Annotated in this window: 28 protein-coding genes; 9 read left to right on the plus strand and 19 right to left on the minus strand. The window is 44.5% G+C overall.

Annotated elements, in window-relative coordinates; translation table 11 throughout:
- Window positions 1–276 precede the first annotated feature (276 nt).
- The 9 genes from SynSYN20_RS03190 to SynSYN20_RS03230 all read right to left on the minus strand — a co-directional run bounded on the left by SynSYN20_RS03190 (window position 277) and on the right by SynSYN20_RS03230 (window position 10474).
- Window positions 277–903, minus strand: coding sequence for a hypothetical protein (locus SynSYN20_RS03190; protein WP_186524701.1), 627 nt, complete (start codon window positions 901–903; stop codon window positions 277–279).
- A gap of 393 nt (window positions 904–1296) precedes the next feature.
- A complete protein-coding gene (locus SynSYN20_RS03195) occupies window positions 1297–1806 on the minus strand; it encodes a hypothetical protein (RefSeq protein ID WP_186524702.1) in 510 nt (169 codons plus the stop codon).
- Between the two features lie 81 nt (window positions 1807–1887).
- Window positions 1888–2478 (minus strand): hypothetical protein, encoded by a 591-nt coding sequence (locus SynSYN20_RS03200; protein ID WP_186524703.1) that lies wholly within the window; start codon window positions 2476–2478, stop codon window positions 1888–1890.
- 1186 nt (window positions 2479–3664) lie between these two features.
- Window positions 3665–4351 (minus strand): hypothetical protein, encoded by a 687-nt coding sequence (locus SynSYN20_RS03205; protein ID WP_186524704.1) that lies wholly within the window; start codon window positions 4349–4351, stop codon window positions 3665–3667.
- A 348-nt stretch (window positions 4352–4699) separates the two neighbouring features.
- Window positions 4700–5524, minus strand: a complete 825-nt coding sequence (locus SynSYN20_RS03210; protein WP_186524705.1) for a hypothetical protein — start codon at window positions 5522–5524, stop codon at window positions 4700–4702.
- A 583-nt stretch (window positions 5525–6107) separates the two neighbouring features.
- Window positions 6108–6968, minus strand: coding sequence for a hypothetical protein (locus tag SynSYN20_RS03215; RefSeq protein WP_186524706.1), 861 nt, complete (start codon window positions 6966–6968; stop codon window positions 6108–6110).
- 515 nt (window positions 6969–7483) lie between these two features.
- The gene (locus SynSYN20_RS03220) at window positions 7484–8287 is read right to left on the minus strand and encodes a hypothetical protein (protein WP_186524707.1); all 804 of its coding nucleotides are present in this window, start codon (window positions 8285–8287) and stop codon (window positions 7484–7486) included.
- Between the two features lie 774 nt (window positions 8288–9061).
- Window positions 9062–9550: a hypothetical protein gene (locus SynSYN20_RS03225; protein ID WP_186524708.1), complete on the minus strand. Its 489-nt coding sequence runs from the start codon at window positions 9548–9550 to the stop codon at window positions 9062–9064.
- A 342-nt stretch (window positions 9551–9892) separates the two neighbouring features.
- Complete coding sequence (locus SynSYN20_RS03230) at window positions 9893–10474, minus strand: hypothetical protein (protein WP_186524709.1); 582 nt, start codon at window positions 10472–10474, stop codon at window positions 9893–9895.
- Between the two features lie 2 nt (window positions 10475–10476).
- Here SynSYN20_RS03230 and SynSYN20_RS03235 point away from each other — a divergent pair, with 2 nt between their 5' ends.
- Window positions 10477–10761, plus strand: a complete 285-nt coding sequence (locus tag SynSYN20_RS03235) for a hypothetical protein (protein ID WP_186524710.1) — start codon at window positions 10477–10479, stop codon at window positions 10759–10761.
- A gap of 257 nt (window positions 10762–11018) precedes the next feature.
- Here SynSYN20_RS03235 and SynSYN20_RS03240 read toward each other — a convergent pair whose 3' ends face one another.
- On the minus strand, window positions 11019–11285 hold the full coding sequence (locus tag SynSYN20_RS03240; RefSeq protein ID WP_186524711.1) for a hypothetical protein: 267 nt from the start codon (window positions 11283–11285) through the stop codon (window positions 11019–11021).
- 358 nt (window positions 11286–11643) lie between these two features.
- Here SynSYN20_RS03240 and SynSYN20_RS03245 point away from each other — a divergent pair, with 358 nt between their 5' ends.
- The gene (locus SynSYN20_RS03245) at window positions 11644–12111 is read left to right on the plus strand and encodes a hypothetical protein (protein ID WP_222929749.1); all 468 of its coding nucleotides are present in this window, start codon (window positions 11644–11646) and stop codon (window positions 12109–12111) included.
- On the opposite strand, the gene SynSYN20_RS03250 is transcribed toward SynSYN20_RS03245, so the two are convergent.
- The 3 genes from SynSYN20_RS03250 to cysK form a co-directional block, all read right to left on the minus strand.
- Window positions 12108–12341, minus strand: coding sequence for a hypothetical protein (locus SynSYN20_RS03250; protein ID WP_186524713.1), 234 nt, complete (start codon window positions 12339–12341; stop codon window positions 12108–12110). The two genes, SynSYN20_RS03245 and SynSYN20_RS03250, sit on opposite strands and share 4 nt — an antisense overlap.
- Before the next feature lie 158 nt (window positions 12342–12499).
- On the minus strand, window positions 12500–12970 hold the full coding sequence (locus SynSYN20_RS03255) for a hypothetical protein (protein ID WP_186524714.1): 471 nt from the start codon (window positions 12968–12970) through the stop codon (window positions 12500–12502).
- A gap of 96 nt (window positions 12971–13066) precedes the next feature.
- Complete coding sequence (gene cysK, locus SynSYN20_RS03260) at window positions 13067–14053, minus strand: cysteine synthase A (protein WP_186525410.1); 987 nt, start codon at window positions 14051–14053, stop codon at window positions 13067–13069.
- 162 nt (window positions 14054–14215) lie between these two features.
- Here cysK and SynSYN20_RS03265 point away from each other — a divergent pair, with 162 nt between their 5' ends.
- Window positions 14216–14962: an outer membrane protein gene (locus tag SynSYN20_RS03265; RefSeq protein ID WP_255476344.1), complete on the plus strand. Its 747-nt coding sequence runs from the start codon at window positions 14216–14218 to the stop codon at window positions 14960–14962.
- Here SynSYN20_RS03265 and SynSYN20_RS03270 read toward each other — a convergent pair.
- Together SynSYN20_RS03270 and SynSYN20_RS03275 are read right to left on the minus strand one after the other, a co-directional pair.
- Window positions 14959–16452, minus strand: coding sequence for a PLP-dependent transferase (locus SynSYN20_RS03270; protein ID WP_186524716.1), 1494 nt, complete (start codon window positions 16450–16452; stop codon window positions 14959–14961). The genes SynSYN20_RS03265 and SynSYN20_RS03270 overlap by 4 nt on opposite strands.
- Window positions 16449–17606: a PLP-dependent aspartate aminotransferase family protein gene (locus SynSYN20_RS03275; protein WP_186525411.1), complete on the minus strand. Its 1158-nt coding sequence runs from the start codon at window positions 17604–17606 to the stop codon at window positions 16449–16451. The genes SynSYN20_RS03270 and SynSYN20_RS03275 overlap by 4 nt, the downstream gene beginning before the upstream one ends.
- 189 nt (window positions 17607–17795) lie before the next feature.
- Between SynSYN20_RS03275 and SynSYN20_RS03280 the strand changes: the two genes are divergently transcribed.
- The gene (locus SynSYN20_RS03280) at window positions 17796–18053 is read left to right on the plus strand and encodes a hypothetical protein (RefSeq protein WP_186524717.1); all 258 of its coding nucleotides are present in this window, start codon (window positions 17796–17798) and stop codon (window positions 18051–18053) included.
- A gap of 70 nt (window positions 18054–18123) precedes the next feature.
- Here SynSYN20_RS03280 and SynSYN20_RS03285 read toward each other — a convergent pair whose 3' ends face one another.
- Window positions 18124–18525, minus strand: a complete 402-nt coding sequence (locus SynSYN20_RS03285) for a hypothetical protein (protein WP_186524718.1) — start codon at window positions 18523–18525, stop codon at window positions 18124–18126.
- 517 nt (window positions 18526–19042) lie between these two features.
- Between SynSYN20_RS03285 and SynSYN20_RS03290 the strand changes: the two genes are divergently transcribed.
- Window positions 19043–19306 (plus strand): hypothetical protein, encoded by a 264-nt coding sequence (locus SynSYN20_RS03290; protein WP_186524719.1) that lies wholly within the window; start codon window positions 19043–19045, stop codon window positions 19304–19306.
- A gap of 185 nt (window positions 19307–19491) precedes the next feature.
- Here the strand turns inward: SynSYN20_RS03290 and rpsD are convergent, their stop codons facing one another.
- Window positions 19492–20100, minus strand: coding sequence for a 30S ribosomal protein S4 (gene rpsD, locus SynSYN20_RS03295; RefSeq protein ID WP_186518330.1), 609 nt, complete (start codon window positions 20098–20100; stop codon window positions 19492–19494).
- Between the two features lie 185 nt (window positions 20101–20285).
- Between rpsD and SynSYN20_RS03300 the strand changes: the two genes are divergently transcribed.
- Window positions 20286–21176 carry a DUF3365 domain-containing protein gene (locus tag SynSYN20_RS03300; RefSeq protein ID WP_186524720.1) on the plus strand — a complete coding sequence of 297 codons (891 nt, stop codon included), beginning with the start codon at window positions 20286–20288 and terminating at the stop codon, window positions 21174–21176.
- 37 nt (window positions 21177–21213) lie between these two features.
- Here SynSYN20_RS03300 and SynSYN20_RS03305 read toward each other — a convergent pair whose 3' ends face one another.
- Entirely contained in the window at window positions 21214–22371 is a 1158-nt protein-coding gene (locus SynSYN20_RS03305; RefSeq protein ID WP_186524721.1) for a hypothetical protein, read from the minus strand.
- 136 nt (window positions 22372–22507) lie between these two features.
- Here SynSYN20_RS03305 and yidD point away from each other — a divergent pair, with 136 nt between their 5' ends.
- From yidD to SynSYN20_RS03320, 3 genes are read left to right on the plus strand one after another with little or no spacing between them, the layout of a single operon-like run.
- On the plus strand, window positions 22508–22708 hold the full coding sequence (gene yidD, locus SynSYN20_RS03310) for a membrane protein insertion efficiency factor YidD (protein ID WP_186525412.1): 201 nt from the start codon (window positions 22508–22510) through the stop codon (window positions 22706–22708).
- Window positions 22689–23009, plus strand: a complete 321-nt coding sequence (locus SynSYN20_RS03315) for a glutaredoxin family protein (RefSeq protein ID WP_186524722.1) — start codon at window positions 22689–22691, stop codon at window positions 23007–23009. The genes yidD and SynSYN20_RS03315 overlap by 20 nt, the downstream gene beginning before the upstream one ends.
- 25 nt (window positions 23010–23034) lie before the next feature.
- Entirely contained in the window at window positions 23035–24558 is a 1524-nt protein-coding gene (locus tag SynSYN20_RS03320; RefSeq protein ID WP_186524723.1) for a UDP-N-acetylmuramoyl-L-alanyl-D-glutamate--2,6-diaminopimelate ligase, read from the plus strand.
- On the opposite strand, the gene cax is transcribed toward SynSYN20_RS03320, so the two are convergent.
- Window positions 24551–25696, minus strand: coding sequence for a calcium/proton exchanger (cax, locus tag SynSYN20_RS03325; protein WP_186524724.1), 1146 nt, complete (start codon window positions 25694–25696; stop codon window positions 24551–24553). The two genes, SynSYN20_RS03320 and cax, sit on opposite strands and share 8 nt — an antisense overlap.
- Between the last annotated feature and the right edge of the window lie 27 nt (window positions 25697–25723).

Consider the following 25723-nt stretch of genomic DNA (forward strand, 5'->3'; position numbering starts at 1 on the left):
AGATGAACTAATGCCTGATTCCTCCAATAGCAACGTTTCGGTCCGAAAGCCCTTCTTCACTAAAATAGTCTTATGAAAAGCTGATTCAAGTAATGAATAGCCCCTGACAAAATTGTTTAGCAAGAACAGAGCGAGGTGAGACCTAATTTTTCAAGGGAAAACAATTATTGACATTACAGTTATTATTTTTTTGCTGGTACATATTTGATTGGATGTTGCACAGGCTAATAGAAGAAAGCCTGCAGAAAGTCTTGCCTAGAAAGAGAATTTGACGAATTAGAATCCGTGATAAACTCCTGACATTTTAGAGAATGAACTCGCAAATGTCTTCTCAGTAAAGTCTTGATCAATTTTAGTGAAAGCCTTATTTCTGCTGGAGATCTTAATAGAAGCGTTACTCCTTGTTTGATTGACAGTACCTGAGGGCAAAAGAGGAATGCTTGAGTCAGGAGTGGTGTTGGTTAGTTCAGTCATATTAATTGTAGACTCTTCTTCTTGAAAACTATGGTTAACCTCTGTCTGATCAACATTACTAGGAATAAGAATGTTACCATTAAATTGATCTGCTAGTGTGGATGCTAGACGTTCAGTATGGATATTGTCTTGATTGTTCAAAAGAGAGAAGGAAATGATTTTAAGGTCAACATCACTTTCGTATGAGCTAATTACTTTCTTTTTGACTTGACTTTTTTCATTGCCACTTCGGCTTCGTTTTAGAGACGAACTGTTTTGACTTTTAAAAGGAGTTTTTAGACCTTTAGAGAGGCATGAATTTGGAATAGTAGTAGTAACGAAACAAAGCAAGATGGAGATACTGATTTTTTCAACACTTGGGCGATAAAAATATTTAAGTAGTTGAGTGGATGCATGAGAGAATCTTTCTGCGTAAGAATATAGAGGCATCGACCAAACGGAAATTCATATCAAATATGGCAATATTCATATGCAACAAGACCTAATGAGACACTGTTGCGCTTCTCGATCAAGAGGGTGCGCATAGCGATCTTGCATGATTGACTTAAATTAATACAAAAAATCTTGATATTCACAAAGGAGAAAAAGCATTTTGGCCTGGGTTTCATGTTGGCACTAATAAACAACTAAAAAGCCAAAAAATTGAAAGCAAAAATTACTTTTAGGCTTAAAAGGTTAAAGTAAAATGTTTGCGATTATAAACGGTTGGCCGAATATTTGCGTAAAAATATGCAGCAAGACTGAATGGAATTGAAGCGGAATGCTTGATGCGATAAATAGAGACTTGGGCTTTTGCTAATTTAGTGACAATGTCTAGGCCACTCAATCATAATTAAATGTCCTTAGAGATCCGCTGGTGCTGCTCCATGCCTCTGAAAATGAATTTTCTACAAAGTGAGAATCAACTTGATTAAATACTTCTAAAGCCTCTAACTTGGAGAGCCTTGAATTGGTTTTTAAATGAGTAAAAGTACCACTTGTTGTAGAGGTATTCTTACTACTAGTTCCTACTGCTAAGGAATTTTGCAGCCCCTCATCAAATTCATCAGAGTCAATAAAGTCTGTAACTTGGCTGTTATTCACTTGGCCTGGTTGATTAACGGAAGATAAAGTTAGTTGTGTTTCGGGAATAATGCTTGATTGTTGATTATCCATTGGACGAGATGCAGAACTCCCGATATCTTGCTCAATAGAATTCATGCCAACAAATTGCGACTGCTTGCTCGATTGAATGTCATATCTACTTTCAGTTCTTAATTCAATTTTTTCTCTTCCCCATTTAGTTCTGTTCTGTCCTGGAATATTTGCATTTCCAAATGAGGAAAGTTTCATGGCCTGAGAGTAAGCATGATTAGGCCACAAGGTTACTATGCTGAATGTAAGTAGAGAGTATTTGATGTAATTCATGCAAAGTTAAAGTGATTTGAATTGATCTTTGTTTACTGAATTTGCCTGGTTCCAGACTGCCTGGCAATTATTATGTAGAGTGGGAAATGAATGTGCTAAATATTTTGTTTTTAGTTGAATACTTTTAGTAAGCCTTAGGGTCTTGATGCATTCGTTTAATACCCCCATTTTTGTTGTGATCTCTGTTTGCTTGGCTTGCTGTTTCATTGCTTGAACACAACTAGTTACTTGCGGACCAAAAGGAAGTTGAACACCAATAGTGCCTTGAGGCACCCAATTTTTATCATTCGAATTACCGCTAAAAGTACCAAAATATTTATTTTGATATGGAAGTATCGCAACGTTCAGAAATAAGCTAGGAGAACGACACGTTGTTGCTTTGAATCCAATCGTCATATCTCCATATTTTCCCTGACTTTGATTGTTCCGATTGCTATAAAGGCCTCTACCAATCGTCTGAGATCTAGACTGATTTTGTTGAGTATTTATGGGTGCTAAAATAGATTTATTAGTATTGTTTTGTTCTGATGCTTGGGTAACAGCATTTTGGCCTAACAGAAAAAGTGCCAGTAATGCGAAATAGGATTTATGCTTCATAAACACAAATGAGATCTAGCTCAACAAGATTAATATGGCAAACAAGTTTGCCTATTACCGTCATTTGGTGTGAAAGGGATAAGCCTCTTTGCCTCTTTGCCTCTTTGCCTCTTTGCCTCTTTGCCTCTTTGCCTCTTTGCCTCTTTGCCGCTATGGAATTTCATCTTTTCTTTAGAATTAGGGCTTGGGCTGGTGAGGATACTTCCTTTTTAGGTCAATAGAGAATTTATAATTTCAGCGCTTTTTGTGTTCAGCCTATATGGGCATAAGTGCGGTTAAAAGTTTTGTAGATTTTAAGGTAATTGCCGAAGTATTTTAATGCATCGCTTGAGAATTGAAGAGAATTATCATTGTCTCTTTTATGTGTTGCCTGCAAATGGATAAATGTATCGCAGTCAATAATCCTGCAATACGTTAAAATGCAAGAGAAGCATAAGGGTAAAGTCTATGCGCAGTTTTTGAGCTTATGTTGCAGGAATCAATTGATTTAATCGTGGTTGAATGACTCATGCCTTGCTATCATGTGCGTAGAATTGAGGTAAACGAATCAGGCCTTAGGTGTTGCAAAAGTGCTAACCTTTTGAAGTGAGTAATTCTTTTTTTGCGAGTTAAGACTGACTTCTGTCCCCTTGGGAGGATTCTGGGTGAACACCAAAGAAGTTGCACTAAAGGCAGAATGTTGTTAATTGCCGTCTAATTGCTTAGCTCTTACGCTTTCAGCTTTACTTAACCACAAACTTAAACCAATGAATCATAGTAAATTTCAGGCCTCAAGAGCATTAAATCAATTATTGTCCTTAATTGTTGGCTCATCAACTGCTCGAGCTACGTCTCAATACGAAAATAATACAAAACTAAGGATCAAGGAGTGTCATGCACTTGTTCTTTCTGAGATGGATGAAGCCTTTGCAACTGGAAACACATATATAACAGAGGGATGCAAAAGAAAGATTAACAGCATGGAATCATTGATGATACTTTCTGAGTTGGTTGATAATGGAGTTTACGCGACTGAGTAGTTGAACCATCTTTTGCTAAGCGCTCTGCATACTTTTGATCGTCTTTTGACTTGATTTGACAAGTTGGGATGTAATCTACTGGTCCGCAACCTTGAGCATGTTTTATATAATTATTGTAGCTGCTTACATTTTTCGATTAAGCTCCTTGTAGTGCTTGTAATTTACGATCAGAATGAAGTAGAAGAGAATGATGTTGCGGTATTTCCGAAGCTTTTCTCATCATTAAATGTATCGATTTTTAAGTCTGTTGTGGTTGTACCGGCCTCCCTAATTGTCCCCGTTGTAGATGTCCAACCACTTCCTTCTGATGCACTAAGAGTTCCATCAATATACCCTTCTGATTGAAGTCCTTCCCAACTATTGAGATGGCCGGAGCTGGATAGTTGGTTTGCTCTTGAAGCAATACCTTGTGTTGTGCTGTGAATCTCCTCTTCAATTGAGCTAATGGATGATTCAGGAATTGATTCTGTAGTGGGAATACTCGAGCTTGTCTCGATGGTAACTGAGTCTTGATTTGGATCATGATTAGATGCCTGATCATGAATAGTGCCCTGGTTCCAGGAATTATTTGGTAAGACACCCAATTCACTTGTTGATGTTGAATCTCCTCTCTCTCTAAAGCCGATACGTGCATTTTCCGCACTGATATCAACTTGATAGTTTTTAGAATATGTTTCTACTTGCATCTCATTGTCTTGAGTAATTGCTGATATGACGTTACCAGTGGTATTCCCCCAATTGTTTCCGGTCATTCGCTTGGCAGAAACGCCAAAGCTACTGCTAAGACCACCGGCATTAACGGATAAAGGAAATAACAGGCTTAGAAGCCCGATCGTTGCGCTGATTTTTTTCATGATGTGCGTAGCAGCTAGTCATTCAATTTTGCTTCTTGAGGCCTGGCCTCAACCAGACAAACCATTGATAGCTGAATTTTTAAACACTGTGTACCTAGGCCGCATTAATTCGCTTAGGTTCTATTGACAATTTGCGCTTTAGCGCTTTTTCGTCTTTGCGCGTCGATTCAGCATGCGAGTTCTCATGGCAACGAATGAGGGCCAGGAAGCAGAATTGAATAACGCCTTATTGGTATTCGTCGATACTGTCCATGCTTTTGCGGTAACTGCAGTAAATCTTAACTAAGATTTTTCTCGAAAAAAAAGGGGCGTAAGCCCCTTTCAATCTTGATTAGCCGATTTGACTTATCAGAATGAAGCATTGCGGAAGGATTTTGCTTCTGAACCGAAGCTCGTTCCTGTTGTAATCGAAGTTAAGTCGACAGTAGTTGTTGTTAATCCGGACTCCCTGATTGTGCCATGGATATCGGTAGTACCGCTTTGAACTGAAGCACTGAATTGACCATCAACAGCGGTTTCACTTTGCGTACCTGTCCAGCCATTATTTTGTGTGCTGAACGACCCACCAGCGGTTGCATCTCCTTGAACCCAGCCAGAGCTACTTGAATTTTGGTTAGATGCCTTTTGACCTTCAATATCTACACTTAGCTCACCAGATGCAGATTCTGAACTGGTGTCGTCACCTTTTCCTTTTCCTGGGGTAAGAGATGTCATCCAGGAGTTTTCATCTGCGGCATCTGAATCCCATCCCTTAGCGGATTCCTTAACTTTAGCGGATTCATTTGATTCAGTTGAGGCACTTGCTTTGATATCAAGTTCGCCTGAGGCTTCGTGATGAGATGCATGCTCCGAAGCATTTGAACCTTGATAATCAAGTGCTCCAGATGCTTGCCCACTGTTGTCGCTGTAGTGGGCTTGACCTTCATCCCGGTGGATCAACCTGCCGTTGTTTCCATTGAGGTCCAAACTTGCAGAGTGAGTGTGTGATTGAATATTGACTTCATTGTCAATATAGATATCTGATTTGACATTAATCGCACTTGTGCCCGTGGATGTTCCTGTGAATTCAGAGCTGGAAGCTCCAAAATTATTGTTCAATGATCCAGCCATTGCACCTGTTGGAATTAGCAGTCCGAGACCTGTAATACCAGAAATGATGAGTGCTCTTTTCATTGGTTTGAAAGTTATGGTTTTAAGTGAAGGATGAAATCATTGTCTGATTTGTCTCCCCCTACAACTTATTTATAAGTACTTTAAGTCCACTTGACCTTGCTATCACAGTTTGGAGGTAAATTAGTTGTTACTAAAGCCTCTTTCGGTTTTAACCTATATTTTGCAGACGAGATTTTGTGAAGTATGAGCATCATGCGGGTTTGACCTTTAAGCATTTCATTTTTAAGCAGCTGGAGCCGTTTACTGTTTTTGCATTATGTTGGTAGAACTGCTTTGCCTTTTTAATTCTTTTGCTTTTTTATGATGGTTCCATTAGGCGCAGTGTCCCGTCATCTCTCATGACTTTTAGCGCTTTTGTGCATTCTCCCGGATTTGTTGTCGATTGTTTCATGCGAATATAGGGCTAAATTCCTGATGTCTTGGTGATCCGCTTTGGTAACACGATTTTGAGATTCAGTCTCATCCTTTGCAGACTGGAAAGTCTAGAAGCCTGTTGAGGATAGCTAGTTGCTCTTTTCTTGAATGATTGACATTAAAAAAGGGGCGTAAGCCCCTTTCAATCTTGATTAGCCGATTTGACTTATCAGAATGAAGCATTGCGGAAGGATTTTGCTTCTGAACCGAAGCTCGTTCCTGTTGTAATCGAAGTTAAGTCGACAGTAGTTGTTGTTAATCCGTACTCTCTGATTGTGCCATGGATATCGGTAGTACCGCTTTGAACTGAAGCACTGAATTGACCATCAACAGCGGTTTCACTTTGCATCCCGGCCCAGCCAAGTCCAGTCGTGCTAAATGATCCGCCCGCTGTTGTATCTCCTTGAATCGATCCTTGATCAGCTTTTGTAGTCATTGTTGAGTACTCGGAATCTGCGGTTCCCATGAGCTCTCTTTCTGTTATTTCATTTGAATGAGGTTTCCCTTTGTTTTTTTGTCCGTGACCGTTGTAATTTCTTTGACTGTCATAAGTATCGCTCCCAGTACTATGGTCATCTCTGTAAGGTTTTTCAATATCTTTAATTCCTTTTTTACTGTCTTTAATGTTAATATTGGCATTGGCTGAGAGTTTAGTATCTGACGATTCGTTGCTACTCCTTTCACCAGTAAAGCCAAGACTGCCAGCGCTCATCCCAGCAGAATCGGAATAATAACCTACTCCTGATCCGCGATTTATGAGACGTGCATTGTTTGCATCTATGTCAAAACTGGCAGAGTGAGTGTGTGATTCAATATTGATTTCATTATCAATATTAATTTTTGATATGACATTTATCACACTTGTGCCAGTTGAGGTTCCTGTGAATTCAGAGCTGGAAGCACCAAAGCTGTTATTTAGCGACCCTGCAACTGCACTTGTTGGAACTAATATGCTGATGCTTACAATTCCCGGAAAAATAAGTGCTCTTTTCATTGGTGTTAATGTTTTGGTTTTTGCTAAGGGCAGCAATCGTTGGATGATGTACCTCAGACAATTCTGTTCTAAATATTTTTGGTCATATCGACAGCATTATGATATTTTTGCTGTGAATCGATTTGCCTTGATTTGTTTTATGCAAATCAACCTATATGTTTTTACTGCGTCGATGCGCTTGGCTTTGTTATAAGATTAAGTGTCTGCACTGTTTTTGTTTCTTTGTGTGCATATGCTTTAAGTGTTCTGGTATTTGCTCTTCATCACCTCTTTTGAAGACTTATCTTTTAGCGCATATCCGCATCTAGGGCCATTTTCTATTGATTCTTTCTTTTGTTTGCCGTAATTGCATTTTTGCTCTTTTTCTCTTTGTTTCACCATGCCATTCCGGAGTTTTTTCTAGTACATCATTTCAGATGAGTGATTGGATGCAAGTGGGATACTTAAATAAAATGTTTCATTGTCATTGTAGTGTAATTGTTCATGTTGAAGTTAAAGCATAAAAAAAGGGGCGTAAGCCCCTTTCAATCTTGATTAGCCGATTTGACTTATCAGAATGAAGCATTGCGGAAGGATTTTGCTTCTGAACCGAAGCTCGTTCCTGTTGTAATCGAAGTTAAGTCGACAGTAGTCGTTGTTAAGCCGCTTTCACGGATTGTACCGTCAATATCGGTGGTACCTACTTGAATTGAACCACTGATCTGGCCATCAACAGCGGTTTCATTTTGCATCCCCGCCCAGCCAGTATCTTGTGAGCTGAATGACCCTTGACCTGTTGCATCTCCTGAATGAGAATCAGAGGAGTTACTTGTATCGGAGGAAGATACTGAACCAGAAGCGACTACATCGACCTCACCAGACTCACCTTCTGATGTCTCAAATTCGCCCTGTCCTGCGCCGAATCCCAATCCGGCAAATGGGCTACCAAGTGCAGCGGCTGCACCAGAACCTTCACCTGATGCACTCGATTCTGTTGATCCAGATGCCTCAACATCCACGCTGCCTTCGGCAGCATGAGAGGAATAATCTTGTTGCTCACCAGAGGTACTAAATTCCCCGGTTCCAGATGCCATTCCGCTGCTTTCGCTGTAGTGGGCGTGACCTTCACCACGTGTCATCAACCTGCCGTTGTTTCCATTGAGGTCCAAACTTGCAGATTGAGTGTGTGATTGAATATTGACTTCATTATCAATATTGATCGCCGAAACTACACCAATGTTGCTTGTGCCAGTGGATGTTCCTGTGAATTCAGAGCTGGAAGCTCCAAAATTATTGCCCAATGATCCAGCCATTGCCCCTGTTGGCATCAATAGGCCAAGACCTGCAATACCAGAAATGAAGAGTGCTCTTTTCATTAGTTTAAAAGTTGTGGTTTGATTACTAGAGATTTTCTAGTAAACCTGTTTTATTCAGGTGACCTATTTCTACTTCCCTTCACTGCCCAAAATCATATGATTCACATCTTTATGTTTGGCAGTTAAATATTTCTTCGAGGCTTAGGTTGCAAAAATCACTTGTTTAACCATGAGATTTATTTTTTGTGACCACATGCTCTCAATTGCTTATTTGTATTGAGTGCATTAAACAGTACTTGCGTGTCCACCTAGTAACGCTGAAGTTTTTTTTAATGCTTTCCTCCGGGTTTATTTGGTGTTAGATGCTTTTGCGCCTATCCTCTTTGATTCGATTGAGGCATTTGGAATTTGCGTGAAGCTTGCTCTTATAGTTTAGATTTACTTGTTACCGATAATAGTTTTTTGTTGATTAATGCATTAATGGATCAATGCATCTTTAGCCAGATTCGCCATGTTGCTTCTCTACTTCATCTGTAGATTTTGTTTTGTCTTGTATTTCTATAAGCAAATAGTAAATGAAATGGTTGAAGTTTTTGACCTTGGCTTTTCTTTCACCCATCACCCAGGCTTGGACCGTTCTCTGGCATTATTCTTTATCTGCATATCATCCAGCAATCGATGCCTACATTCTCTTGATTAAATTCATGGTAGATAATTTTCTCCTTTGATCGAAATTGTTTTTTTCAATAAAGAATCCCTGCTTAAGCTTGTTGCGGATACGCACTTGATTTTTAGCCTTTTATAGTGAACTTGTTTTGGCACATTATTTTTTATTTACAATCCACTGAATGTACCGGTTTCTGTATTGAATGCTTCAGAGAAGGTTTCGATCCTAAAGTCATCGTCCCTTGTTATATCACTAACACTATTCTCTATAGTATTGAAATCCGAATCTGAGTTCACATGATTGATTTGACCAGTTATTGAAAAACCTGCTTCGCTATTACCTACTGCAAGGCTTCCATTAATGCTTCCATCTGTTTTGTTGTGAAGTATGTTTTCTGTGTTTGGATTGAGGTTGGAGTCTATTAAATCAATTACTAATCCATTGGCGTCTCCATCTAATCCATTTCCCGCTAGATTAAATGACATTGTTTGTGAATTTGTACTACCTGTCATATTTGTATCTTTATGCGTTATGATTTTGATTATTTCATTTCCTTTGCTTACCTTAGAAACTGTGGATGTGCTTCCATTCCCAAAAACTGTTGACTTTAAGCCTTGTGCATAAGAATCTTGAGGACAGAGTAAAGCCCAGGACATCAGGAAGATGAGTATTTTGTGGTTCATGAGTATGAAGGATTAACTAATTTTTTATTGCTAATATATTCGTTTTCCTGTTAGCTCTCCTCTTCGAATCTTGATAGTATTAGTTCTGTAATGTAATCTTTTATGCTTGTATCGTTTCTGATCGCATGCAGCTTAATAGCTCTATGCATTTCCTTGGATATTAAAATTGAGATTTTCTTAAGTGATTGATCATCCGTAGAAGACTGTTTTTTTTCTCTAATGTCCTCTGCCTGTTCTTTGTTCATCTGATGTTGTACTGAATTTAGTGTAGTCATGATTTTAATGCGATGGTTTTAGTTTAGATGGATGAGTGTTTTATTTTTTACGCTTCACATTGATTTCCTTTGGATCTATTTCTGCGTTGTGCCATATGCTCTCGCAGTTCTCGTATAATCCTGAAAACTTCTCTTTCAATACTGATGTCTCTATTTTTATTTGGCTTACCAGCTTCATTGTTTCAATGCATTTTGCAAGTACTCCTGTTTCTGTAGTCATTTGAGTTTGTACTGTTTGATATTTCATAGCGCTAATACAACTTGCAACTTGTGGTCCGAATGGCATTTGTAATCCCAGCGTCCCTTGCGGCATCCAGTCTTTTTCTCGATTATTATTATCGAATGTTCCAAAATATTGATTATCGTAAGGCAATATTCCAGCGTTGGCGAAGAAACTTGGTGACTGACAACTAATTGCTCTTGCTCCTACGGTCATTTCTCCCAAGTCACCTTGTGCCGGATTTAATTGGTAATTATATATTCCTCCACCTATAGATTCTGATCTTGATTGATTCTGTTGAGTATTAACCGGTTGTGATATTGCATTATTCTCGTTGTTCTGAGCTGGATTTGCGGTTTGGGCATTGCTAGGCACACAAAGTATTGTTGAGGTGACGATCACTAATGCCAAATGAGGTTTCATTGGTACTTGGTGGTTCCTTTCCAAGATGTCAAAGGCCAGGAGCCCTCACACATTCTTTTTCTGGTTCAGCGCAAATGGAACAAAATCCAAAAAATGGGTACAACCCATATTTGCAAAAACTTTTAGTCTTATTACCGCTTTTTTCCGTTGCAGTGAAGTCGTTTGGGTTTTTACTTGCTCATCGTAAGTGCCTTAAAGTTTTATTTTCGCAAAAAGTATATTTTAATATTCTTCTCTTTGTCTTTGGATATTCTTTTATTGCTTAAAATATTCTGTTTTAGTTTGGAGCAACCCCAAGCTTGTTTTATGTTGAATAGTTAAATATTGCTTGTCATCAGCGTTGCCGGTATTCTTGTATGAGTTTGTTCCTTAATTCGGATAGCATAAGATCTTCTGGCAATGCCTTTTTTGTTTCTTTATGAATTTCCTTGTCAATTAGAATGGAAAGTTTTTATCGAATTAGAGTTTTCATCGTTTTGCATGTGTCATGCTTCGATGGTGGGGCTATTAATATATTACTCTTTCACCGCTTGAGACGTTGTCGAAGTTTTTCATTTTTTATTTTTAAATCTTCTATCTCTTTTAAGTAGCGTTTTAGTACGAATACTATTAATGAATTCATTGTTTCTTCTTGCTCTAGTGCTATCTCCTTGAACTTCTTGTGCATAGAGCTCGTTACTTGAAGAGAGATTCTTTTTGTTGAATGATCGCCTGGCTTGGCTTTGGTATCCTTTTCAGAGGATTTATTTGCATTGTTGATTAGTTCTTTATCTACTTGCTGTTCTTTCATTTTTCACTAACATAGCCGATTTTTATAGAGTTGCTTTTATGTCCTCATTTCCACACACAATGTTCACTTCTTTGTGAGAGCCATTTTGGCCTGATTGTTCTTCTCTTTAATTCATTCATGCATATGTACTGGAATTCTCTTTACTTTCTTTGTTTTTATGCTTTTGTTATTTGTTAGGTTTTATTGTTATTTTTGCTTTTGTTGTAAGTGTTTTTTCTCCATTCTAATTGTATTGCTCCTATTGGTGACTGTAAGTCTGCATACCGTTTCATCTGATCTTAATTTGTTTTTTTTTAATTTTTGGTATAGAGTCCTGATGGTTTTATGAGCATAACGTTTGTTCTCCGTTCGCTTGTCGTTGCCTTTTGGTCTTGCTTTGCGCTTAATCGTTTTTGCGCAAATGATTTTATGCGCTTTTTGTATTGAGTCAAGGCATGCTCACAGCATTCCAAATCAAGATTTTATCGATTCTCCCAGTCGATATTTATATCGCTATAATAGTTTTTATAATGGTTACGCCAATGCACCAACTTGTACATTTAACCGACCATGCCTGGCTACCAGCTTCTTAGATAAAAGTCCTTTCGATTGCTTTGATTCTTCTAACTCCTCATATCTTTCGGTAAATGTTGATGTTTTGAGCTTGGGTTTGACCAACGACTACGCTAATGACATAAATTTATCTTGTCAGGACAATTTTATGTTCACCTCACCTGTTCATGCTTTTGATGTTCAGTTTTTTGAGAATGTCTCTCGTGCTGATTCTTTCTCCTCAGTTGGTTTCCTTGACGATTCTCATTCTAATTTTTCTTTTGGTCAATACTAGATTTCCTCAAGTGTTGAGTGGTTCATTTTGATGTCATTTTCTATTATCTCCATAACATAATCACTTAGTAATTTATCTGCATTGATTGCGTTTATGCGCAGTCGTCGATGCAGTTCCTTGGGTAGTAATACTGAGATTCTTTTTTTGTCATCGCATGTAGCTGATTTTGGATAATTTTTCTTAGCAGTTTCCATTGTGTTTTCTCCACCATTATCCATTGCTAGAGTCATTGGATTGTTGAATTGACTTGCCTTTTCAAGATAGCCAGCGCTTTTCTTGTGGCCCTCTTGAATCGCACATTGGATCGTTAGTGCCTTGGCGCACGATCGTCTTTTGGTTCAATACTCATATGCGGCAATATCCTTTTCCTCAAAAATTAAATTTTGTTTCAGAATGAATTGTTTGTGAACTCGTTTTCTCCGCCTGTGTTCGACTCACATTCGCCCGACCCTGCGCTCCCCACAGCTTTCTTTAAATACCATTCTCTTTGTACTGTCTTTGTCTGTAGATTTATAATCAATTTTTTTCCAGCCTTTCTAGGTGTCAGGCTTACCGATTCACTACCGTGAACCGCTGTAAATAATAGAGGTGTTCCATCATTGATTTCCCCTGTTGCAATATTTGAGCCAGTTTGAATTGTCAATGAGATCCATTTCCCTTGACCGTATTGACAATCAAGGTAAATAGTGTTTTTCTCTTCGTCCTGGTTTATGTTAAGAGGATAAAAATTCCTCGAATCGAAAACTTTGTTTTCTTCATTTGACTGTGCTTTTGTGTTGTTTAGCATTGTTAATGCTAACAGTGCTGTAATCAGTACGATTTGTTTCATGTTTAGTCTTTCGTTGGTGAGCTTGTCCATAACGCAGGTGTTATGTGCGTTATGGACAAGATCTATATATAGCCTCTCTTCGATCTACTTGTTTATTTGCTTATGTCTTATTTTCGATTCTGGAATCTAAGCTCTGACGGGCTCTTGTATGATTCCTGTTGGAACTTCCGCAAACATCACTGAAGATAGATAGCGCTCTGCTAAATCAGGTAGAACAACGACAATCGTTTTGCCAGCGTATTCATCTTGTTTGGCTAGTCGGATTGCTGCTGCTGCCGCTGCTCCGCATGAAATACCAACTAACAAGCCTTCTTCTTTGGCTAACTGTAGTGCCATTTCCACTGACTCTTCGTTTGTTACTTGCTCAACCTGGTCGACGATTGTTAAGTCAAGGTTTTTGGGAATAAAGCCTGCGCCGATGCCCTGAATTTTGTGTGGTCCAGGCTTAAGAGCTTCACCGTTCATTGTTTGGGTGATTACAGGGCTGCTGCTCGGCTCAACAGCTACCGATATAATTTTTTTGCCTTTTTCTTTTTTGATGTAACGCGAGACTCCAGTGATGGTTCCGCCAGTGCCAACCCCAGCCACGAGTACATCAATGGCTCCATCGCAGTCATTCCAGATCTCTGGACCTGTTGTTTTTTCATGAATTTCTGGGTTTGCAGGATTCTCGAATTGCCCAGGCATGAAGTATTTCCCTGGATCACTGTCAGCAATTTCTTTTGCTTTTGCAATAGCACCAGGCATTCCTTTTGCTGCTTCTGTGAGAATGAGTTCTGCACCCAGAACTGCCATCACACGCCTTCGCTCGATTGACATCGATTCTGGCATTGTGAGAATTAACTTGTAGCCACGAGCGGCAGCTGTAAATGCCAAGGCGATGCCTGTATTCCCCGAAGTGGGTTCAACGATTGTTTTCCCTTCGCTAAGAACACCGCGTTTCTCGGCATCCCAGATCATGTTTGCTCCAATCCTGCATTTCACGCTGTATGCAGGGTTGCGGCCTTCGATTTTGGCCAAAACGGTTGCCTTACAGCCCTTGGTGACGTTGTTCAGACGTACGAGTGGAGTATTGCCGATGGCTTGGCTGTTATCGGCGTAGACGCGTGACATGCAGTTGGTATAAATATGTTCAAATTTAATTGCCAAGTTTGATATTTCAGTCCCCCTTTAGATCTTGTTAAGACTTCCGTGACATTGATGTGGCATTGCCGTGCCAGCTCAATCATTCTTGCTTCCATGAATCCTCGCTACGCCTCCTTTTTGACGTGCGTCATGATTGCTGTTTCCCCTTCCGCTGTTTGGGCAGAGTCTGAAGAGCAGACGCGTGGCCCCTATCTGCGACTTGGTGCGGGGATGCAATGGCCGGAGAGCAGTGTTATTGAGGATCAGAGTTGTTCAAGCATTAATCCACCTGCCTTGTTCGGATGTGGGCCAGGGGAGGACGGACGGAGCCTTGGTGCCTACGGCGGCTTTGATCAGTCCCCGCTGGTGGATGCCGCTGTGGGTTACCGCTGGGCCTCATGGCTGCGGACGGAAGCTCTACTCAACTGGTCGCCCCAGCTCAGCTTGTCCAGCAACAGCAATTTTCTCAGTCGGGGGTCAAACCAACCGGTGAGTGCCTCCGGGAATGCCTTAGCGGGGTTTGGAGTGGTTTATGTGGATGGACCTGAGCTTGCCACTGTGCGTCCCTACATCGGAGCTGGCCTGGGTGCTGCTAGTACCTCCCTTGGGCAGGTTACCTATCGCATTCCAGCGATTTCCAGTGATGCAGTCACGGTGACCTCTGGGGGGAGCTCCACGTCATTCGCTTACTTGCTCACGGCTGGTGTGAGCATCCCTGTCAGCGAGACTCTTGACCTTGACCTTGCCTATCGCTGGACCGATCTGGGTACGGTTAAAACCAATGCAGGATCAGCCAAAATTGTGCGTCCTGCAGGCCGATCTAATCTCAAGATTGCCGGCACTCAGATTGATCTCCAATCTCAATCTGTGCTTGCGAGTTTGCGTTTTCGTTTTTAGTGGCTTGATGCAGAGAGGGCGCGCTCAAACCGTTGCCAAAGCTCCTCAGGTTGTTCGAGTCCGACCGAGACGCGTAGGAGGTGAGAGGGCACCCCGCAGGCTTTGGCCCATGGCAGTTCGTCGTAGTGAGCCAACAGCACGTAGGGGCACACCAAGGTGAAGGGTGTACCCAGGCTTGGCCCTTTGCAGACCGCCAACCGGTCGTAGACGGCTTGGGCTTGATCGCTACCGCCCTTGAGCTCAAACGAAAGCAGGCAGCCATGTCCGCCGTTGGGGCGCAAGAGGTTGCGGAAATTGGCGCATTGATCTGGGTAATACACGCGAGCCACTTCCGGGTGGTTGCTGAGCTGTGCCGCTAGGGCTTGGGCATGGCGATTGAGTTGAGGAACGCGTGCTTGGACATCGCGGCTTCCTTGCTCCAAGGCCATCGCATCGGCATCGCCAAGGCCAATACATCCTGTTCTTGAACGCTGATCTCGGAAGGTTTGCTCCCATGGGGAGGATGGACTTACAACCAGTGCTCCAGCCAACACATCACCACGACCGGCAAAACTTTTCGTGAGTGAACTGAAGATCAGGTCTGCATAAGGCAGGGGATCGATGTTCAAGCAAGAGCCGATCGTGTCGTCTGCAATCACTGGAATCCCTCGGGCGTGAGCCAAGCGGGAGAGGGTGGACAGATCCATGCATTGAAGGAGTGGATTGCTGGGTAGTTCCACAATCACGGCTGCTGGATCAATGCGATCAAGAGCGGCTTCTATGGCTGCGCTGCTGCTGTCGAGCAGCAGTTCGCTGCCGGCGAACACCACCTGAGGCAGCTTCAGCACATCTACATAAGGGAAGCCGATTTGCAGGGTGGGGCGTCCGGGGCGCAACGCCGTGACTGATTGAAGAGCCGTATGAAGAGCAGCCATTCCGGAGGGATGCAAGCTCAACTGCTGGGTGTCACATCCATAGATGGCGGCCAGTCGCTCGATCACAAGGGCCTTGGCCTGTTCAGCGCTCGCAGCCGCTGGTGCTGCTTCCTTGTTCAAGCTGATTGCAGCACGTCGAGAGGAGGCCCCTAAACCAGCGTGTTGCCAGAACGCCTTGGCATGGGGGCTTGCGTCAGCGTTGGCAATCAAGACGGAGAGTCCGAGCTGATCCACGATTTGGGTGGAAGCACCAGGTGCTTGAGATTGGCAATGGTGTTGGGCGAGCTGGGCGGCAGCTGCGTTGGGGTAGGGCCAAGCACTCGATCCAGCCGAGCACATCTCAGTAGGGAGCATCGCTAAGGCTTGTTGCGCTACCTCCGCAACCAACGGATGGAGCGCAAAGCGTGGATAAAACGCTCGCAATTGCGACCGGCATTGCGGATCGTTGTCTTCGTAGGCGATCACATCGCGCCAGCGCGGTAGGGCCACAGACACGGCATGGGTGCTGTCAGGCAACGGATGGCCGAGGTCCTCGCCTTGCCAGCAGGGATTGCGCAGCAGATCGCGGGGACTCACGGAAGCAGGGCGAGCGCGTGATCGAGATCGATCAAGAGGTCCGTGATGTCTTCACAGCCAAGGGAGAGACGGATCAATCCATCGCTGATTCCTAGGGCCTCTTTGATCTCCGCAGAAACGGCGGCGTGGGTCATGGTGGCTGGATGGCAGATCAAGCTTTCAACTCCGCCAAGGCTTTCGGCCATCGTGAACCAACGCAGGGCTTTGCATACGGCGTAGGCCTGTTCACGGCTTGCATTTAATCCAATCGTCACGATCGCTCCGCCACCATTCATTTGGCGCAAGGCCACAGCCCTCTGCGGATGATCGTCTCGTCCGGGGTAGCGCACCCACGACACGACGGGATGGGATGCCAAATGATCCGCCACCGCAGCGGCATTCGCCATCTGTTGTTTGAGGCGCAGGGGCAGCGTTTTGATGCCTCGGGTGATCAGCCAACAGTCGAAGGGTGAGGGCATCAGCCCCAATGCTTTTTGGGCAAACACCATCGTTTGATGCCAGCTGGGCTCATCAGTGCACACCACACCACCGAGGGCATCGGAATGCCCGTTGATGTATTTGGTGGTGCTGGTGAGGGAAAGGGTGGCGCCGAGCTCCAGAGGACGTTGCACCAAGGCGGTGGCGAAGGTGTTGTCGACCACCACGGGGACGCCGGCGGAGCGGGCAGCGCTGCAGACCGCACTGAGGTCAATCACCTTGAGCAGTGGATTGGTGGGACTCTCCAGCCAGACCATCGCTGGCTGCCGCTCAATGATGCGGGCTGCCGCCTCGGGGTTGGTGAAATCCACCCATTCGGTGCGCACCCCAAACTTGGCAAACACCTGTTCGAACAAGCGCACGGTGCAGCCGTAGAGGTTCTCTTCGCAGAGCACCAGATCCCCTTGGCTCAGGCTGGAGGCAATTGCGGTGATCGCACTCACTCCTGAACCAAACACCGTGGCATGGCTACACGCCTCTACGGAGGCCAACACCGTTTCAAGAATGCGGAAATTGGGGTTGCCCGAGCGGGTGTAATCGAACCCGCCTGGGTTGCCATGCTCAAAGGTGGAGGTGGCGTAGATGGGTGGCATCACCGTGCCGGTTTCGCTGGCGAAGCTTTCGCCATGGTGAATGGCCCGGGTGGCTGTCGCCGGTTCTGGGACAGGACGCTGCAAGGCGTTGATGCGATCTACCAGAAGGCTATTCAATGGTCTGTTATTGAGCGCGCATGTTGGCCTTCAATCTGAGGTGAGTCATGGCCTGGACCAGGCCTCTGCTGATCGAGTCCTTTTAAAAGATGCGGAGCCTCTGTTGTGCAATTCTGCTTACGTCGTCTTAGCTTTTAGAAGATTTAGTGATGCATCATGAGGGAAAACCAGGTTCAGCAAAGCGATAAGGATGAATGGAGAGATCATGTTCTCCAAGAGATTGTTGGATTTTTAAGTAGTAATAAAGAAGAGATCCATGGGCGTTATCTCGAACAACGACGCGGCCAGCTTCCACGAGATTTTATCGAAGAGAAGGGTTTGATGGATTTTGAATTGGCGATCACATTTTTGGAAGATAAGCCCAAGGGTATGGGATTAGGCCTTGGCTTTTTCAAGGCAACGCTAATTCGCTGAATCCAAGGAAATCTCTTGATCTCTTGGCTCAAGATGTTGAGCTATTCACGAGCCGCGTTGTGGTTAGGGCCTAAAATCCTAAGCCGACGAATAGTTCTTGATGGACTACATAGGTGTAATACAAGGTTGTGCCTGCATTGGGTGAAAGCTCGACTCCATCACTGTTAAAGGCGATATTGCAAATCAAATTTCCTTTCCAGGCAATGTTGTCTTGACTTTGCTCCGCTGACCATTCCATGACAGCACTGAAATGCTCAGGGATGGTGGCACCAATCTTCTCGCAGATATCTGAAAGTCTGCAGAGGGCAGGAGGTTTGGCCGGTAGGGACAAACCTTTTCTTAGTATTAATTCGTCTATCACACCTGTGTATCTCACGAATTCGATCAATGCTTCTTCCTCCTCTTTGAGTGAGGCATTGGATAGCGCTTGATCAAAGAGATCAGCTGTTAGGACTGGTCTAGATTTGATCATGTTGTGAGTTGGTTGATTTGTTTTTCAGCTGATCATACCTATTATGGTGTGTCTTTTGGATGACGATTTTAGGCGTCATTATTTGTGTTCAAGGGACTTTCTTTGGGCTAAGTGCATGAAGATCTGATCGGTGAATTTAGTCCACTCTTTTGGCGAAGGGTTGATCCAGTTGCTCATGCGAAAGGATTGTGTGTCATTGATTGCACGACCAGCGATTGTTTGCCAAAGTGCTTGTAAAGGGGCATTGCCATGGGTCTGAGGAAATCACTCAAAAAAGCCATGGTTTATCTGCTTGGTGTTGTCGATGAGTATTGGGCTATGCGAGAGCCTAGTCAGTACGGAGAAAAGGATCCAGAGTGTTCGATTCCTGCTGAGAGTCAAGGCTGTGAGAGCAAGAGCTTGCCCCATTGACAGCATCCGTGTCTGATTAAAGACAATTATTGTGGCGAAAACAGACGTGATTGTTTTGGAGTCTTGTAGAGGTAGCGTTATAGTTGCATCATGTTGAGAATCTCTCTTGAATCAAGCTAGTATCCGTCGGTTTATATTTACATTAATCACTGGCTATTTGGCGATTTTTGGTATTCAACAGATTCCTTATGAATTTCCGAATCAATGGGCTGTTTTGATTCCGGTTTTGATCGTTGTTTATATCATCACTGTATGGCTGGATGGAGTCTTCTTTAAGGATGATGCAACCCCCGAAAAGCTTCCTGATGCTGTGAAAAAGGGCAAGAGCAAGAAATCATCTAAAAAATCAACTGGATTCGGTGATTCTTAGAAACTTTTGCTTTGGTCTTTGGCTTGTTTAGGAAAGCTAATCGCTTTTCCAGGCGTGCAACCGTAACTGTTTACCCCCTTTCACGATCAGTCTGGGCATAAAAAATCCTGCCGGCTTGATGTCCAAGGCCAACAGGATTTGAAATGGATTGAAAACAGTCCCAGACCAAAATCCGGGATTGAAGATCAGACCTTTCTGGAGTAGTACTCCACCACCAGCAGTTCGTTGATCTCAAGGGCGACCCACTCGCGTTCAGCGCGGCCAATCACTTTGGCGCTGAGCTTGGGCTTGTCGAGCTCAAGGTGGGGAGGCACATTTGCAAGTCCTGGGAATTGCAGATTCGCTTCGGCAAGTAATTTGCTGCACTTGCGTTCGCGAATGGCGATCACATCACCAGATTTGCACTGATAACTGGCGATGTCGGTGACCCGTCCGTTCACGGTGACGTGACCGTGATTCACCAACTGACGTGCACCTGGAACTGTTGGGCCAAATCCAATGCGGAAACAAACATTGTCGAGACGATTCTCGAGCAGTTTGAGCAGGTTAGTTCCTGTTGAACCTTCCTGAGCGCGCGCTTTCTTCACGTAGCGCACAAGTTGACGTTCAGAGACGCCGTAATTGAAGCGAAGCTTTTGCTTTTCTTCTAAGCGGATTGCGTATTCGGAGCGCTTGCGACGGGCTTGGCCGTGCTGACCGGGTGGATAGGACCGTTTTGCGGCCTTCCGGGTGAGACCGGGTAGGTCTCCCAAGCGCCGCGTGATCCTCAGGCGAGGGCCGCGGTATCTGGACATAGGTCGATTGAGATCGGTAGTGAGCTGTTCGTGTCGGATCTGCCTGTGATCACCGAATGCAGACGGTGAAGAGACGGTCGACAACAACCATTTAATATACCTCTCGACCTGCCTAGACGCTAAAGGGCGACTCTTGTTGATGAGCCCTTAAACACGTTGGGGTTAATCAATTAATATCTTTTCTCGTGAAAATCAACCAACCTAAGTCTGTTCTTACTGGTTTCCTTCTCCGTTTTGTAGGACTGCAGTTTGTAGCATTTGTATTGGCCATTATATTGATTGTTTTTGGGTATACCCTGGTTACAAGGACGTATGTTCGCTTCCAGGCATCACAGGTGATGGATGTAATGCTAGCTGTACGCGAATATACATCTAGAAAAATTAACCCATTAATTGCGCCCATAAATGCCTCTTCCGAAGAGGCGTTTATGCCTGAAGCTGTTCCTAGCTATTCTGCTACGAAGGTGTTCGAATATCTGAGATTGAATAATGCCTATGCTGACTTTCAATACAGGGAAGCCTCGTTAAATCCAACAAGTCCTTCGGATCGTGCCAATGCTAATGAGGCAGAAATTATTAGTAGATTTGAGAATAATCCTCGTCTGAGGGAAGTTAATGGCATTTTGACAGACAATAGTGATCATAGTCAATATTTTCTGGCCAAGCCAATCCGCCTTTCAAAAGAAAGTTGTTTGTCTTGTCACTCAACTCCCGATAGGGCTCCTAAAAGCCAATTAATTGCCTATGGAGATAAAAACGGATTCGGATGGAAGCTTGGTGATGTTGTAGGTGCTCAAATAGTGTCTCTTCCAATTGATTCTGGATTACCATCTCCATCGCGTTTTGTTCTTTTACTCGTATTAGCTGTTGGCTTAATGTCCTTGGCATTGGTTGTAGTGGGTAAACGCTTCTTTGAAAGTCTTATTGCACGCCCCTTAAGGCAAATCTTGCGTCTAGCAAGCAATGAATCGTATGAATCAGAAGATAGTTTAAAACACTTGCGTCAACGGGCTGATGAGTTTGGTTCGTTGTCTCGATGGATCTTCAAATTGCGCGAAGAGTTAAAGCGAAGATAAAAATTCCTTTGTCAGTTTTTTTTACTTATTGAGAAGCTTAGCTCAGCGCAATCCAAGCGAATAGAGCTTGTGATGATATGAAAATTGTGGGGAGAAAGACTTCCATGATTCTTTCAAGAGTTGGGACTTGTTCTGAGCCTTGCTTGGCAATGGTCTGTGAGATGTAATAGGCAATGAATACTTCTGATACCATGAAAACGAATAAAAAGATCGTATAGGTATCGCCTAATGTTAGATAGGGGACTCTAGGTACTGAGCTTGTAATTATAATTTGATAGGCAAGAGTTGTAAATAAAAGCCCTGAGATGAATGCCAATCTGTCTGCAAAGGCTTCTAGAGGGATGGCTAGAAAAAAGATGCTTGTAAAGGTTAATATTCCCAATGGCAGAAATATTTTGTAAATAAAGTGGCCTGATCTTCTTGAGATCGTAATGGCAGCCGACAGTCTTGAAAATTCATTGCTCCCTTGCTCGGGATCGTCATGGTTTCGAATCACATAATTCAGATTTTTAATCTTCCACTCCGGTAATTTGGAGTTTTTGCTGAGGCTTACCACATCTCCCAGCTCTACTAGCTTGACGATCTGTTTGTCCCAGCTAAATGATTGTACGTATAAGTGCAGAAGTTGCTGGTCAAAAGGAAATTTTTCGAGCCTAAATTCAGAGCCAAGTCCCTCTTCAAAACGAGCTTTTCTTTCGACTGCTCCATTGCGATGCAGGGTGATGGTTTGAGTTTGGTAAAAGGCTTCGCTAACGCGATTTGTGAATTCCAGTTGAGGCACCCAATGTGATCCCATCCAGTCTTCTGCAGCAGTGTTGAATAAGACGAGCTTGTTTTGATCCTCAGGAATATCGCTCAAAATGCGTGGATCACACCATGTAGAAGTGAGTAATCCATCGATTTGAAATTTATTATATGTATCGGAAATCGACGGTAATTCATTAATGTGGATGCTCACGCCCACCGGAATCGGTTTTAGTTTGGAGATAGGTTGTGGTGGTGCTAATGGGCTGTTTGGTAGCAGCTCTTTTTCAGGGCATCCGTATTCGGCAATATTGAGCTGGGATAAATCTTTGATTCTATTGGCTTGTCCAGGTATGTATTCAACTGCACTTGTAGGAGGTTGACCTCCCGCACAGAGGCAGACGGCTAATAATGCTGCAATAAATATACCGATCTGTTTGCTTCGTGCCACGTATCAAAGCACTGCAGGGTGTTGAAATGGTAATCCCTGATTGGGATTCTAAATAATTTTCACAAGCACTCCTTCGTTAAGATGAAGCCATTCAATTGGTCTATTGGTCGTGATCGAGACATGGGTCAGTCGGTTTATGCTTGGCATGATTTCCTTCTATCGCCGTTGGATTTCCCCCATGATCGGCCCTCGCTGTCGGTTCATTCCCACTTGCAGTGCCTACGGTCTCGAGGCAATTGAGCGCCATGGACCCTGGCATGGCGGCTGGTTAACCCTGCGCCGCTTGCTGCGCTGCCATCCCTTCACCCCCTGCGGCTGTGACCCTGTCCCCGACTGATTCTCGGCGATTGTTTCTGTACAGCAGGACAGGTTGTTGTCTTTGTGAGGGGCTGGAACAGCGCTTGCGAGACCTCAACCTCGAGCAAGACATCCACCCTCTAACACTCGTTGTGGTGGATATCGATTCCTCCGACTGTTCAGCACCATTGCGAGCGCAATATGACCTTGAAGTGCCCGTTTTGGTCCTTGAGGACACAGAGCTTCCTCGCGTGTCCCCCAGGCTGAGTGGGGATGGATTGCGCCATTGGTTGCAGCGGGTCTGCGCCACTGTTTGCGCCAAGGAGCCAGGTTCGGATTAGAAAACCCATCTGTGTTGACCCAGTGATGACCCAGACACTCCACGCCTTGTTGCATTCGGTGGGTTTGCCTGTGCCTCTGGGCTTGGCTGATGCCGTGATCGAATCGATCACCTGTGATTCACGCTGCGTGGCCCCTGGAAGTATGTTCATCGGCCTTCCCGGGGGGCGGGTCGATGGAGGCAGCTTTTGGCCCAAGGCTCTTGCTGATGGGGCTGCAGTCGTCCTGATTGGCTCAGCAGCAGCTGTGGCTCAGCCTCCTGAACAGAGTGACGCTGTGCTGGTTGTGCCCGATCCCGTTGCGCGCTGGGCCGGAGAGTTGGCAGCAGCGTTTTGGAATCACCCCAGTGATCGCATTGGTTTGATTGGGGTGACGGGCACCAACGGCAAAACCACCACAACCCATCTGATTGAACATTTGAGTTCGGCCTGTGGACGTCCGTCCGCCCTGTTTGGAACGCTTCTGAATCGCTGGCCTGGCCACAGCGTGACCGCAACACACACCACAGCCGTGGCAGACCGGCTCCAGGCTCAGCTTGCTGAGGCGTGTGCCGCTGGCGCGCAGTTAACGGCCATGGAGGTGAGCTCCCACGCGCTTGATCAGCATCGGGTGGCTGGATGCCGTTTTTCCGGCGCTGTGTTTACCAATCTCACCCAAGACCATCTCGACTACCACGAGACGATGGCGTCTTATTTCGAAGCCAAAGCGCGATTGTTTGCACCACCTCTAGTGGCTGACCATGGCGCTCAATTCGTGGTCAATGTGGATGATCCTTGGGGCCAACAACTTGCGGAGCGCTTGGGCGATCGCTGCTGGCGGAGTTCGTTGTCTACGGGTTCAGCGCACGCAGAACTGACGATGTCAGACCTGGTGATGGGCTCTTCTGGGGTGGAAGGGCGCCTTTCCAGTCCTCTGGGTGAGGGGTCGTTCCAATCCCCATTGCTCGGTCGCTTCAATGTGATGAACCTGTTGCAGGCGGTTGGGGTCTTGCTTCAGCAAGGTCTCCCTCTGGAGTCGCTTCTCAAAGCCATCAGCACATTCAGGGGCGTTCCTGGTCGGATGGAACGGGTTGTTGTGGACGCAAAGGGGAAAGAGCTGCCCACGGTCTTGGTGGATTACGCCCACACTCCTGACGGCTTAAGCAGCGCACTGAAGGCGTGTCGCCCCTTCGCGGGCGGCAAATTGATTTGTGTGTTTGGTTGTGGTGGTGATAGAGACCGAGGCAAGCGTCCGCAGATGGCGGAGATTGCAGCGGAGATTGCTGATGCTGTGGTGGTGACCTCTGATAATCCACGCACGGAAGACCCTCAACAAATCTTGGATGATGTTGTGAAGGGGATTCCTAGCGGTACTGCCATAAATGTGACCTTGGATCGCGCTGAAGCGATTGCTGCTGCGATTCAGGATGCTGGGGCTCAAGATCTTGTCCTCATTGCCGGGAAGGGGCATGAGGACTATCAGATCCTTGGAACCCAAAAAGTGCATTTTGATGACCGTGAACAGGCTTTAAACGCACTTCAAGGCAAGCTGAATGATTCAGTTTCTAACTAGGATAATAATAAAAAGCTGCTCCAAATATGGAGAACATTCCTAGAAGTAATACGCCTTCCAGCCAGTTAGATTTTGCATCCATGTTTACAAGGTTCACGATTAAGACACTAAATATGAGTGCGATGACTTCAAACGCTGTGAAGTCGAGATTCATGGGCTGACCGATCAGAGCCCCAATAATGACAAGTGCTGGAGCGATCAGGAGGGCAACGAGCAAGCTAGATCCCATTGCTAATGAAATGGGAAGATCCATTTGATCTTTCCAGGCTCCTTTCACAGCAGGCACATATTCAGAAAAGCCCCCAACGATTGGAATGATAATGATTCCTGTAAATAATGCGCTAAGCCCAAGCTGTTCTGTTGCGGGCTCTAAAAAATGAACAAAGCTCTCGGACTGATAAGACAAAAGTGCAGTGCAAGCAATTAATTGGATGATCCAGGGTAATAGATTGATACTCTTTTCTTCTTCTTGGGGTGACTCAGTCTCATCGTTCTGGATGTGTTGGGGATCAAAGAGATGGCTATGGGTTGCCAGAGAAAAGATGAGAGTTAGGACGTAAATAACGATGAGTATGACCGCAACAGTCATGGATAGGCCGTGGATCGCGATTTGATCATCAATCCCTGATGTGCTGATCAGGGATGCAGGCAGGGCCATCGCCATGACCGCCAGTGTCATGGCGGCACCATTGGTTCGAACCATCGTTTCCTGAAAACTTTGTTCGCTATATTTCAAGCCTCCTACAAGCATTGCTATTCCTGTAACGAGCAGAAGATCCGAGAGAATTGCTCCGGTAATACTTGCTTTCACAACATCAATAAGACCAAGTCTTAGTGCTGATAGGGCGATAATAAATTCCGCACAGTTTCCAAAAACTGCTGTGCAGATTGCCCCAATGGTTGGTCCGCTATGGTCTGCAATCTCTTCAGTCGCATCGCTGAGGAGTAAGGCAATCGGAATGATGCCAGTTGCTGAAACAACAAAACAGATGAGGGTTGGCCAACCCTGCATAGAGGCCAACTGGGTTAGCCCCAGCATGATGAATGCTGGAATAACCTTCCAGCGCCCAGATTTTATAAAGGAAGATCTAAAGCTCTCAGGTATGGAATCACCGGCTTGCTTAATGTTTGATAGCATGTATTGTTAGATAGTGGGATTGGTTTA

Origin of the sequence: Synechococcus sp. SYN20 (assembly GCF_014279555.1) — a bacterium.
GTDB lineage: Bacteria > Cyanobacteriota > Cyanobacteriia > PCC-6307 > Cyanobiaceae > Synechococcus_C.